This is a genomic window from Pseudoalteromonas sp. BZA4 (assembly GCF_040104395.1).
Classification (GTDB): domain Bacteria; phylum Pseudomonadota; class Gammaproteobacteria; order Enterobacterales; family Alteromonadaceae; genus Pseudoalteromonas.
In genome coordinates this window covers 1-12,648 of sequence record NZ_JBECOT010000084.1, presented here as the reverse complement: position 1 = coordinate 12,648, position 12,648 = coordinate 1, and the positions used below count along the sequence as shown (strand labels likewise).

General features: G+C 40.9%; 9 protein-coding genes, 1 other RNA gene and 1 pseudogene. 6 read left to right on the top strand and 5 right to left on the bottom strand.

Translation table 11 applies throughout. From position 1 onward, the window contains the following. Positions 1-121, top strand: a pseudogene (locus tag ABMY41_RS20125) (ISAs1 family transposase); the annotation flags it as partial. A 131-nt stretch (positions 122-252) separates the two neighbouring features. Further along, the gene (locus ABMY41_RS20120; protein ID WP_349276055.1) at positions 253-969 is read left to right on the top strand and encodes an enoyl-CoA hydratase/isomerase family protein; all 717 of its coding nucleotides are present in this window, start codon (positions 253-255) and stop codon (positions 967-969) included. An 83-nt stretch (positions 970-1,052) separates the two neighbouring features. Here ABMY41_RS20120 and ABMY41_RS20115 read toward each other — a convergent pair whose 3' ends face one another. From ABMY41_RS20115 to ssrA, 3 genes are all read right to left on the bottom strand, one after another. Further along, positions 1,053-1,460, bottom strand: a complete 408-nt coding sequence (locus tag ABMY41_RS20115; RefSeq protein WP_289096733.1) for a hypothetical protein — start codon at positions 1,458-1,460, stop codon at positions 1,053-1,055. A gap of 10 nt (positions 1,461-1,470) precedes the next feature. Next, positions 1,471-3,006 carry a DUF2235 domain-containing protein gene (locus ABMY41_RS20110; RefSeq protein WP_289096734.1) on the bottom strand — a complete coding sequence of 512 codons (1,536 nt, stop codon included), beginning with the start codon at positions 3,004-3,006 and terminating at the stop codon, positions 1,471-1,473. A gap of 210 nt (positions 3,007-3,216) precedes the next feature. Then, positions 3,217-3,575, bottom strand: a transfer-messenger RNA (tmRNA) gene (gene ssrA / locus ABMY41_RS20105). Positions 3,576-3,908: 333 nt separating this feature from the next. Between ssrA and ABMY41_RS20100 the strand changes: the two genes are divergently transcribed. Both ABMY41_RS20100 and ABMY41_RS20095 read left to right on the top strand, forming a co-directional pair. Beyond that, a complete protein-coding gene (locus tag ABMY41_RS20100; protein WP_289096735.1) occupies positions 3,909-6,254 on the top strand; it encodes a DUF1566 domain-containing protein in 2,346 nt (781 codons plus the stop codon). A 320-nt stretch (positions 6,255-6,574) separates the two neighbouring features. After that, positions 6,575-8,200 (top strand): FapA family protein, encoded by a 1,626-nt coding sequence (locus ABMY41_RS20095; protein ID WP_349276052.1) that lies wholly within the window; start codon positions 6,575-6,577, stop codon positions 8,198-8,200. Here the strand turns inward: ABMY41_RS20095 and rnt are convergent. Then, positions 8,184-8,864, bottom strand: a complete 681-nt coding sequence (gene rnt / locus ABMY41_RS20090) for a ribonuclease T (protein WP_175078987.1) — start codon at positions 8,862-8,864, stop codon at positions 8,184-8,186. The two genes, ABMY41_RS20095 and rnt, sit on opposite strands and share 17 nt — an antisense overlap. A gap of 216 nt (positions 8,865-9,080) precedes the next feature. On the opposite strand from rnt, the gene ABMY41_RS20085 reads away from it, so the two are divergent. Next, complete coding sequence (locus ABMY41_RS20085; RefSeq protein WP_289096847.1) at positions 9,081-9,959, top strand: OmpA family protein; 879 nt, start codon at positions 9,081-9,083, stop codon at positions 9,957-9,959. A gap of 21 nt (positions 9,960-9,980) precedes the next feature. Here the strand turns inward: ABMY41_RS20085 and ABMY41_RS20080 are convergent, their stop codons facing one another. Beyond that, a complete protein-coding gene (locus ABMY41_RS20080) occupies positions 9,981-10,886 on the bottom strand; it encodes a DMT family transporter (protein WP_175078986.1) in 906 nt (301 codons plus the stop codon). 406 nt (positions 10,887-11,292) lie between these two features. Between ABMY41_RS20080 and ABMY41_RS20075 the strand changes: the two genes are divergently transcribed. Continuing rightward, complete coding sequence (locus ABMY41_RS20075; RefSeq protein WP_251602691.1) at positions 11,293-12,495, top strand: aromatic amino acid transport family protein; 1,203 nt, start codon at positions 11,293-11,295, stop codon at positions 12,493-12,495. The last annotated feature ends 153 nt before the right edge of the window (positions 12,496-12,648 follow it).

Genomic DNA, 12,648 nt, shown 5'->3' with positions numbered 1-12,648 from the left:
CATGGCGCTTTTTAAACAAGATACATCTAAGTCAGCTAGTATGGCGAGGAAAAAGAAAATGGCAGGGCTAGACGATGATTACCGCTCAACCCTGTTAGAGTCTGGGATTAAAATGCGCTAGCCGTGACTAAAAGACCATATCAACCAAAAGAGAAGTGCCCCTAAATTCACAACTGGTCAGACTTGTGGTTTATTTTGTTAAACCTATGGGTTATAACTATGCCCACAACACAATAAAATTGAAGGCACAGCATGACACTGATGAATGTAAGTACACAAGGATCTGTTGCTATCTTAACTATGACAACAGCTGAAAATCGCCATAACCCTGCTTTTGCAGAGGCTTTTTTAAATTGCCTTGACGAAATCGAACATAACCCTGAACACAAAGCACTCGTGATCACTTCAAGCAGCGAAAAGTCATGGAGCTTGGGCATAGATACCGATTGGCTTATGCCTGCATTAAAAGCACAAAAATTTGCTGAAGTAAGTGGCTTTATGCACTCGATGGATGCGGTATTTAAACGCCTATTACTCTTCCCAATGCCAGTAATCGCAGCAATTAATGGCCACGCTTTTGGTAATGGCGCCATTTTATCGTGCGCTTGTGATTTTAGGTTTATGCAAAGCGATCGTGGTTTCTTCTGCTTCCCCGAAGTGGATTTATCAATCCCGTTTTTACCGGGCATGCTCGCTTTCATTAAAAAAGCCATTCCAGACTATCGTTTTAACGAAATGATGCTAACTGGCCGTCGCGTTACCGCAGGCGAACTTGCCACGGATCATGTTATTGAACAAGCCTGCCCAAACAGCGAAGCTTTATTTAATATCGCCCTCGAATTTGCCAGCCAGTTCGATAAAAAACGCGCGATTTTCGCCGAGCACAAAAAGCGCCTACACAAACACATCATCGACACCATTGATATAGAAAACAAACCGATTATTGATGCCGTTCAGTTGGTTGTTTGATAAAAAAGAACCCTTAAGTGACAACTTAAGGGTTCTTATCTTAACCGATTATATTAAGTTACTTTTTAAGGCCTAAGTAATATTTAGCCTTGATCATGTTGCTTAAGTTTGAGCCTCGAATACGAGACAACTAAAATAGCTAAAGTAAAAGTAATAACAACAAATATGTAAAACAGTGAAATATCTAACACAGAACTAACTTCTAGATAGTCAAGCTCATAAGAGCAGGCCTTTTCATTATATCTTTCAGCTAAAATAACTAGGAATTTGTGCCCACCAATCAATGCCGTATAGTTGCCCAAACAAAAAGCTAAATAACCAATAACAATGGCTATAGGCTCTTTGATTGTTCGAGTCGCTTTCTCGTTACCTATAGTAAACCCTGCAACAGCTAGGCTGACGATCCCAAAGTAGTTCCATAATTTATCAACTTGAGAGTATTGGGCCTGAAACATTTGGAAAATTTCTAATAAATTAACTGAATTATCCATTTCAAATCCCCTAAGCAACACGCGTTACTTTAAGTTGAATACTTCCTTGGTTATTACGGTACAGGGACCAAACATCATTTGGAAAAGCATAAAAATACCCTGAAGATTCAACTTTTAAAGCGTTAGGTTTATTTTGATGCCTAGGAAGCGCAACATACTGATGCGGATGAGGACTGCCATCATTTGGTACTGCTTTTTCTTGGTTTGAATCATTAGCAATACAGCCCACAGCTATAAACCAAGGCATATGCTCTACACGCTTGGTTCCCCAAAAATCTGTAGATCTATTTTCTGTTGCTTGCTTAAATTTGCGCTCTGTCATCCCCCAAATAGACGATGCAAACCTAATAATATCGCCAGCTGTTAACTTGCCATCTTCTGTCCCTAACCAGTCGCAGACATCTTTGCTATCTTGCCAGCATCCTTCAGCTGCAAATATATATTGCTCCCCTTCTTTCATATAAATATAGGTAGGAGTCCAATGCTGTTTTGCAAAGATATTTACTTGTGAAGATTCATTTTTTGCTAATTTTATTGTTGGCCAATATTCAGGATGCTCTATAGGCGAGACTGCTTGTCGTTGAAACACACTGTCATGAAAGTGGGTTTGGTTTTCAGCAACAACACAGTCTACATTTCGAGGTCGTGATCTGAACTTAGCAAAAATGCCTTTATAAGAGTTGTGTAATACGCCAGCAGGGTCTGGTTTCAATTGTTCAAATATTCCGTCTCTAAAAGCTAATCCAGCTTCGGCTGCTTCGGTTAACATCCATTCAAGTGTTATATCTGATAGGTCAGTATCGCTGTATCCACCGCCCACATCAGAGTGCACGCCCGGAAACCATTTTTCTTTAACGTCACGATCACTTGCATACTTAGTCCAGCGAGTAACACAAAAGCTACTCCTTTTTTCATCCATAGCCATTGCATGCCTTGCAATATTTATATGTTCGCCAAGCGTAGTATCGTGGAAACGCCATGAGGCAGGATTATCTAATAAGTTAAAAAGCTCCATATCATTAGGAATACCTAGCGCCCCTACGGTATCCCATACACCGATAAAATGAATTTTTAGAGCAGCTTTGTGATTTAAAAACTGGCTGGGTTCAATAGTTTCAACACCTGATTTATAGTTATCAAAATGCTTATGAACATGCTCCCACCTTGCATCGCTTTCGATTAAACTAAAATCAAGCAAACCTAATTTAAGTAACCCGCCTAAGCTTCTTGCTGTAAATGCGCCGCGACTAAAACCAAATATGTAAACCTTATCACCATCGCAATAGTTATTTGCCAACCAGTAATAAGCACTACAAATATGGCGCTTAATGCTTTTTCCTAAAGCTCCATCAATAATCGAATCTTTTAACCCGGTTTCTTCGCCGCCAAGCCCAGGGTGGTAATATGTTTTTTGTGGCTCCCCTATGCCATCTTCTTTTGCGAGAGCATGGTAAAGCTTTACAACATTTGTGGCTGCGGGTATGCCGTTATCTTCTTGACTTGGGTTATTCCATGTTCCGTCACAACAAATAATTAAATTAGCCATCAGTACATCCTTGTGTGTTCATTTGTCTAACTTATCTAGGCAACGGCCTCTACAAAGTCAAAATATAACCACTGCAAAAATGTAATTTAGGAATTTTCTGAGAAAGTACTTTTGTGAGGAAACAGTTTCACATTCTTAGTTCAACTGTTGTAACCGATTGGTTTTTTTGAAATAAAAAAAGGCCGCTCTGAGAGCAGCCTTTTTCATATTTGGTGGAGCTGGGGGGATTTGAACCCCCGTCCGAAAAGCCTCGACCTTTGGTACTACATGTTTAGTATCGTCTTTTAGTTAACCTCATACAGCTCGGACGAACACGATCTGCAAAGGCGAGGCCGCTTAGTTTTAGCCCTTCAACCCCGGCCAGGGTTTCCGTAGCGAGTCCGTGTAGGGTGACACTTCAGAACCGGGTCCACAGACATACACCGGAGAAGTGCTAGCGGGCTATTATGCCGCTAGAGCGTAGTTATCGTCGTTTGCGATTACTTTAAATTGCGGCTTTTTTACGAGGCCAACCGCACCTCGACATGCACCTCGGGCGTCTTGAATTCCGTCGAATCCTAATCAGCCCCGATTTAGTCATAAGACATAAATCTTAGAATACTTTTCTATCGCCAGCAAAGCTAGTGATGTTGCGGATTGTAGCGGTATTGTATTGGTTTGACAACCTTTTTATCTTTGATTCGAATTTCTTTAGTGGGTTTAGAAGGTTTTCACTAAAAACGAGCTGGTCTACTTATGGAATTTCATCACATAAAAAAACAAATAACGCACCTGTACCCAAAAGCACTTGTAACCATTTGAAATACAACAGTTTATTTAAAATTCAACTTGTATATAATCCAATTTCCAAATAAGGAAGAACTTAAAAACAATTAAAAAATAAAAATGGAGATACCTAAACAATGAAAAAGCTAGCTATTGCAACTTTTGTGTCTGCAACATTAACAGCATGTGGCGGAGGGGGAAGCTCAGAGCCTGAAAATAAAAAACCCATTGTTAATAAAGCACCGACAGTCACACTTCAAAGTGAAGGAAGCTACTTAGAACAATCTATCGTATCGATAACAGCGGATGCTACAGACTCTGATGGTTCGATTACTAGCTATGCTTGGTCACAAACTGCTGGAGATGATTTAGCTATTAGTAGCAAAAGTAGTGAGACCCTAACATTCACAGCACCTACCGTCACATCTAGCACAACTATGAGTTTTGAAGTGACAGTTACAGACAATGATGGGGCTACTGCAAAATCATCTGTAACCTTAACGATTGAACCTGTAAACGAATCTCCTTCTATTTCAATTAATTCCATTGCAGCTGTGAATGAGCAAACAGAAGTAAAATTGTCAGCTAATGCCAATGATGTTGATGGGAAAGTTACCTCAATGTTTTGGGAGCAATTATCAGGTTTGAATGTAGAGATAGATGACAATACGGCTTCAGAAATAACAATCACCACTCCAACAGTAACAGAGAAAGAAACCTTGACCTTTGCAGTCAGCGCAACTGACAACGAAGGGGCAATAACAACAGAAACCGTCTCTTTAGATGTTTTACCAGTTAATATTTCTCCAACATCTGCTGCTGGTGATGACGTCACTGTCAATCCCAATGTTCAAACAACACTATCTGGTTCAGATAGCTTCGACGAAGATGGAAGTATAGTAAGCTACTCTTGGAATCTCTTAACTGAATCTGATTTAACTCTAGAGAATTCAAATTCAGAGCTCTTATCTTTTACACCAAGCAGTGAACTAGAAGGAGAAACACTTGAATTTGAGCTTACTGTTTCTGATGACGAAGGTGCATCTCACTCTGATACTGTAAATGTATATATTAATAAACACCCAATTGCTGTTGCTGCTAAATATCAAATCGTTGAAACAGGAGTCGAAGTATCACTCGATGCGACAGCAAGTATGGATGATGGACAAATTGTTGAATACAATTGGACGCAAACCGTAGGTTCAACTGTTGTGCTATCAAGTACCAGTAATATGGCTCCAACCTTTACAGCTAACTTTAATGACGATGAAAAAATTACATTTGAACTAACTGTAACTGATGACATGGGTCTTACGAGTTCGGACTCAGTTGATATTGATGTTGTTAAAATTAATCATTTCGTAAATGACACAGGTGTAAAAGTTAGCGCGACGCAATCGGCTAATGATTCAGAGTGTGTGGTGACAGAAAATAAAGTACATGACTGTGAACAAGGCCGCGATGCCGATACTGAGTTATTAAAAATTGGGGCTGGTGATGCTGGATTTGATTATACCAAATTAGACTCAGATGGTAATGAGCTTAGTGCGGATCAAAGTAGTTGGACTTGTGTTAGAGATAACCATACAGGACTAGTGTGGGAAGTTAAAACTACAGATGGCGGCACTCAGCATAATATGGATACATATAGATGGGGCGGTAAAGGAGCTAAAGGATTTAACGACGATAGCAAGGAAGGAACATATTATGGAGACTGGGACGCGCTTGTCGATTTCGCGAATAACAATTCTTTATGTGGAAAAACAAATTGGAGCATACCATCTAATGAAGAGCTAAACCAACTTGTGCATAAAGGTAAAAGCAATACATATATCGATACAACATACTTTCCAAATACCGTTAATTGGCATTATTGGAGTGCTACCCCATCTGCTAGTGACAACACTGAGGCATGGTTAGTTGACTTTGGTTCTTCATATAAAGCAAATGATGCTAAGTTAGTGCGTACGACTTCAGGCCGTGTAAGACTCGTTTCAGGCTCAAAAGTAAATACAAACTCTTACACTAGTTCAACACACACGGATTCTAGGTATATCATCAGCCAAGATGGAAGCGTCACTGATTTAGATACAGGCCTTATGTGGACTCGTTGCGCCGTTGGCCAAAATTGGGATTTGGAGTCATTGTCATGTGAAGGCGAGATGACTGCTATTTACTGGCATGATTCGTTAAATTCTGGAGTTGATTACACATATGCTGGCCATAGTAATTGGCGACTTCCGAATGTAAATGAACTAAAAACAATATTTGATCACTCTAAAACGAGACCATCAGTCAATACAACTGCATTCCCTGCTATTCCATATGACAGTAGCAATAATTTAAGTTTTTGGACTTCGACTCCTGATCTTACCTCTACGGCAATAAAGTCTCTGTCTATAAACTCTGATGGTGATATCAAATCAGACTTCAGATCATCTACAAAGAACTATGTGTTATTAGTTAGAAACCTTCATAACTAGTCATACCAAAATAAAGGGGTCAGAATGGCCCCTTATATTTTCAATGCTCCGTAAATGATCAATTTAAGTAAATTAATTAACCTATCCAGCCTATTCAGACTCAAGGCATTAATCGGTAAATTTTTGCTAAGTGCCTTTGAATGCTGAATTTTCAAGCAAGAAAAATCAGTTTTTATACATATTTTCACATTTTAATCATACAAATTCTTAACATAGTACAAAAGTTGTGCTGTAATAGGAAACGTTGTTACCCTTCTTCAAAAATAACCTGTAACAACACATAACTATAATAACAGGCAGTTTTTTACAGGGCTTTTCAGATGTCGATGTTTTCATTCGATGAACAAAGTGGCTATGTCTCTTTGTGTGAGCATCCTCGAGATGCGGGTTTTCCTACTACAAGTTCTCAATTAATTGAATTACTTGAGCAGTCTCCTTATGCCAGCTACGAATATATTGATGCCAATATAGGCAAGTTGTTTATACCTAGCAGCCAATATCAAAACCAATCTTTAGTGGTTGCTAAAGCCGTTGATGCTCAGCTTGAAGTAAAAGTCGATGCTAAAAACATGGTAGTTGAAGCAAGTCTAACAACAGCCCGTGGCGGTAAAATTGTTAGCATGGATATGGCGCAAGAGGTGCTTGCAGAGGCGGGAGTGATTAAAGGCATTAGTTTACGTGCCCTTGATACCTTTTTAGGCCAACAATTTAAGCAACCACCCGGCGCCCATTACACCGCAATTGTTGCCCATGGCAGAATGCCCAAAGAAGGCACCGATGCTAAATTCGTGCGCTTATGCTCTACAGCACAAGACCGCGTTCTTAGCCCGCAAGCGACCTCTGGCGGTAAAGTCGACATGCGTAATTTAGGTGCCATTATTACCGTTAAGCCGGGTACACCATTAATGCAACGAGTTCCTGCAACACCCGGTGAAGATGGCTTTACTGTGTTCGGTGATGTGATGCCAGCTAAGCCCGGTAAAGACTTACCCCTTGAGCCATTCGAAGGAACACGTATTGACCCTAATAATAGCGATATGTTGATTGCCGATGCGAAGGGGGTGCCTGTTGCCCTGCCCCGCGGTATGCGCGTTGACGACGTATTGTGTTTTCATCATGTAGATGTGAGTACGGGCCATGTCGAATTTGATGGCAGTGTTATTATTAGTGGTGATGTAAAAGATGGTATGCGCGTCAAAGCCACGGGTGATATCACTGTATTAGGCTTTGTTGAATCAGCCACAATTGAAAGTAAAAGTGAAGTCACCGTAATGCTTGGGGCTGTTGGCAGAAAACGTGAAAACGTCGAAAACTTTACCTGTAACATCACGGCTTCGCGCACTATCTCAGTGGGTTATGCTCAGTACTGTCATATAAAAACAGAGCAAGATTTATTCATTGAACGCCAGGCTTTGCATTGTGATTTAAGTGCTCGCCGCCTTATTCGAGTTGGCAAAGCCAATAACCCGCGAGGCAAAATTATTGGTGGCAATATTTTAGATGCGATGCGAATTGAAACCGGCGAGCTTGGTGCGCCATCAGGCACTAAAACACGGGTTTTCATTGCTCAGTACTGGCATGATTTACGCCAAAAGCAGCAGCAAATTAATGACTTTGAAAAGTTATTAGCGACAAAAGCAGCTGCCTTACAGCAAGCACGCAAAAAGGCCAATAAAATACCCGACCCAGCTCAACGGGCGCATTATATTAAAAAGATCACTGCCAGCGAGCAGCAGATTAAAATTAAAACAGCCAGCACCAAGAAAAAGAAACACTTAGTGAAAATTAAGATCGCGCGCTTATTAGCAACAAGCCGCTTAAAAGTGAATGAATTAATGCATCCAGGGGTGGAGCTTAAGATAGCGCAAGAGAGTAAACAGTTTTCACGTATTTACCCTCCTAACATGGTGCGTTTTTTTGAAGGTAAGATCACTCAGTCGTTTTAGCGGCTGAGTCTGGCTCTTCTTCACTTGCTTCAGTTTCAGGCAATGGCCAACCGCCGAGTTGTTGCCAGCGATTAACGATTAAACAGAACAATTCTGCAGTACGCTCGGTATCATATAATGCTGAGTGAGCTTGCTTATTATCAAACTCAATACCTGCCGCCCTACATGCTTTAGCTAATACTGTTTGCCCAAGTGCAAGACCTGCCAATGATGTGGTATCAAAACTAACAAATGGATGAAATGGCGTGCGCTTAATTTTACAACGCTCAATGGCGGCATTTAAAAAGCCGTGATCAAACGCTGCATTATGTGCTACTACCACTGAACGCTGACAACCCGCTGCTTTTTGTGCCTTGCGCACAACTTTACAGATTTCTTTAATCGCTTCTTCTTCAGGCACTGCACCACGCAGCGCAGAAAAAGGGTCAATACCATTAAACTCAATGGCCGCTTGTTCAATATTAGCGCCTTCAAATGGCTCAACATGAAAATGCACAGTATGATCAATACTTAACACGCCGTCGTCATCCATTTTCAGTACAGATGCAGCAATTTCTAATAACGCATCGGTTTCTTTATTAAAACCTGCGGTTTCAACATCAATCACAACAGGAAAAAAGCCACGAAAGCGTTTTGCGAAAAGAGTTTGTTCAGTATTTTCCATAGTCTTCTTGGTTTGCCAGTGTAAGCTGGCTATTATGTCAAAAACCACGGCTACTCTGCTAGAGTAAATAGTGTGAAATCGCAGATTCTTACTGAGTTTTTAGGCACATTACTTGCTTTATATTATTCAGCTAGCCCTGTGTTTAGTGCGCTAAAGCAATTAAACACAAAAATTGCCAATTATTTGGCATTGATGATTTGTTGGAGAATTACCGTGATGAAGCTTTCATTACTTCCTTTAAGCCTAGGCCTATTAACCTCAGTTGCAAGTATAAATGCGCATGCAGCCATGCGTGAGTATACCGCTAATGCTGATATGTCGAACTGGCAAATGGTTAAAACATCTCGCTTAGAATGCCAATTAAATCATGAAGTTCCTTACTATGGTGAAGCAATTTTCAGCACCACTGCCAGTAAAAATAAAGACGTAAACTTTAACCTTGATATGGTCGTACGCCCAGACAACTACAGTATTGCTGGTCTAAAAGCCGTACCACCTAGTTGGCGTGCTGGTATGCCCGCTCGCAACTTAGCAAATATGAAGCTATTACGTAAGTTTGACGGCGAGCTTGGCAACAAAACTGCTTGGGAAATGCTCACCGAACTTGAAAAAGGTTACCAACCGACATTTTATTACCAAGACTGGCAAAACAGTGCCGATAAAATTGCCGTTGGTTTATCGAGTGTCAACTTTAAGCAAGCTTATTGGGCGTTTTTACAGTGCCGAGATGCAATGCTGCCTTACAGCTTTGAAGATATTTCGTTCACAGTGATGAACTATGAGCCTAATACCAGCAAGCTGACTAAATCATCACAAAAACGCTTAGATAAAATTGGCGAATACTTAAAGTACGACACCAACATCGAATCTATTTCAATATCTTCTTACACCGACAGCTACGGTGGTCGCTGGAACAACCTCGAATTATCAAAAAAACGCGCTAAAGCGATTAAGGATTACATTGTTAGCTTAGGGGTCGATGAAAGCAAAGTAGATACCGATGGTTACGGTGAAAAGCGCCATGTTGCTAGCAACGACAACATTTTAGACAGAAACAAAAACCGTCGTTTAGTCATTCAAATTGCAAAAATGTAGCCGCTGAAGCGGCTACTAGCTTTAACTCATTTCTACCGACTTCACGCGCTTAAAGCGCTTTAACCACTTATCGCCAAATTGAAAAAATGCGAGGCTAATCATAATGATGGTCGCACCAACAATCAGTGCTTGGTCAATGGGCTCATTATTAAGTAAACCACCAATCGCGATTGCAAAACTTGGTGTGATCAAGGTTGTTAATGCGACCGTGCTTGCGTTCAACTTCTGCAATACATGAAAATACGCCAGCGCACCAATTAGTGAGCCAAACACGCCTAAGTAAACAATTGAGTACAGTGATTTTGCACTCCACATCTGGCTATTAAGTTGGCCATCTACCAGCAACCAAGTAATAAAAAACAGAGGTGTTACAAAAACCAACGCGCCAAATGTGGTAGCCATTGGATGAATAGCAATTCTTACCCGTTTGATCATCACACCGCTCAAACTAAAAAAGCACACTGCCATAAATACATATAACAGGCCACTAAGCTGCTCTACTCCCCCTTGAATATGGCGTTGGCTTACTAAAAATAAACCAATTAAGGCACAGCCAAGTGCGCCAAGCTTAATGGCGCTAAACTTAGGCTCGTTCAAGATTTTTTGCGCAAGTAAGCCCGATAAAATTGGTGCAAGGCCAAACATTAATGATATTAACCCAGAAGGCACTGTTTTAGCGGCCATGTAACTTAATAACATGCCCCCAAAAATACCTATGCTTGAATAGCCATAAAGGAATAAAGCACGGCGATGCCAGGGCACTCGGATATTGGCAACAGCAACGACAAACGAAGCCAACACCAGCCCCACCAGCATGCGTAAAAACACAGCCAGGGTTGGTGCTACCGTTTCACTACTCCAAACAATACCCAGTGGTGTTGTTGACCAAATCACCACCATTAAAAAATATGAGGCTTTAACAGGCACTAGCTTATTCCTTTAAAAAGGCGAAAAAAGCGGAAGAAAATTTAAAAGGGAAATAACCAACCGCTTAGAACGCGGTTAGTAAAACTTACTTAATTAACCGCAGCAAATAACAGACCATACGACTGATGAGGTCAGGCGCATACAATTGTTTGTTGGTCGTTGGTTTAGCTGCATCATGGTATTTAATAAAGTAAGTTGAAGAAGCTTAAGAATCCGCCTAAATGATTATTTTGTCAACATGAATACTCATGCTATTTGGCAAAAAGTTTTTTGCTGATTTCAACAGCCTGTTTGCACATGTAAATCATAGGTTACATTTAATTTCTTTGATTTATAACAAAACTATTTAAGTTTTGTTAAACAAGTTATATCTTGCTTGCCTCTCACGAAGTTTAAGGGGCAAAAAGTGCTTAAAAATAAAACAATAGGTAGCATGTTAATTGTTGCTGGCACCACCATAGGTGCAGGGATGCTGGCATTGCCTATCGCCTCCGCAGGGCTTGGTTTCACAACAGCGTTATCACTTATCTTACTTACATGGGTTTTAATGACCTACACAGCATTACTAATGCTAGAGCTGCATCAATATGCCGACAGAGATGCAACCCTCAATACGTTAGCTAAGTCATGGTTAGGTAAACGTGGGCAATGGGTCGCTAACTTTTCTGTGATGTTTTTGTTTTACGCATTATGCGCTGCGTATATCGCAGGTGGTGGTGCGCAATTACAAGAAAAGCTCAACAATGGTTTATCGCTTTCTTTAGCGCCGCAAGTTGGCTCAGTTATTCTGGCTGTTGTGATTGGTACTGTGGTGACACTCGGTACCAGCAAAGTCGATAAACTTAACCGCGTACTTTTCACTATTAAAGTATGCGTACTAGCCAGCTTATTTTATATGCTGACACCTTATGTTCATGGCCAACACTTACTTGAAATGCCGATTGAACAAGGTCTGATTTTATCTGCAATCCCAGTGGTGTTTACCTCATTTGGTTTTCATGGCTCTATTCCATCGATTGTGAAATACGTGGGTTTAGATATCAAAACACTTCGTAAAGTAATGGTGGCAGGTGCCGCATTGCCTTTAGTAATTTACATTTTTTGGCAATTACTTAGCCAAGGCATGATGAGTCAAAGCGACTTGCTACAAAGCCAAGGGTTACCCGGTTTTGTAAGCAGTGTTGCTAGCATTGCTCACAGCCCACACGTTGCCACTGCTGTGAACATTTTTGCTGATTTAGCATTAGCCACGTCTTTCTTAGGGGTGAGTTTAGGTTTGTTCGACTTTTTTGCTGATGCATTTAAAAAAGGTGATGGTAGTAAAGATCGTATCAAAACAGCGTTGATCACCTTTATTCCACCGCTAGGCTTTGCGCTATTCTATCCACAAGGGTTTATTATGGCACTTGGCTACGCCGCCATTGCGCTGGTTATTTTAGCGGTGTTTTTACCTGTAGCTATGGTCTATAAGCAACGAAGCAGCAATCCTGATGCGGGTTACCAAGTTAAAGGCGGTAATATTGGCTTAGCACTGGCCGCCCTGTTTGGTGTGCTTATTATTAGTGCTCAAGGTTTACAAATGGCGGGGCTTATTCCAGCGATTGGTTAAACAGCTCATCAAAAAAAGCACCCGAGGGTCAATGCCAGTCAGTTAAGCTGACTGGCATTTCTTTTTTTATGTGGGTACTTTGATGGCTTAGGCTTTATCGCTCTTGGGTATCGCCTATCTTCTCTTCTTGGTGGCAGTTTAAATAGTCTCAGC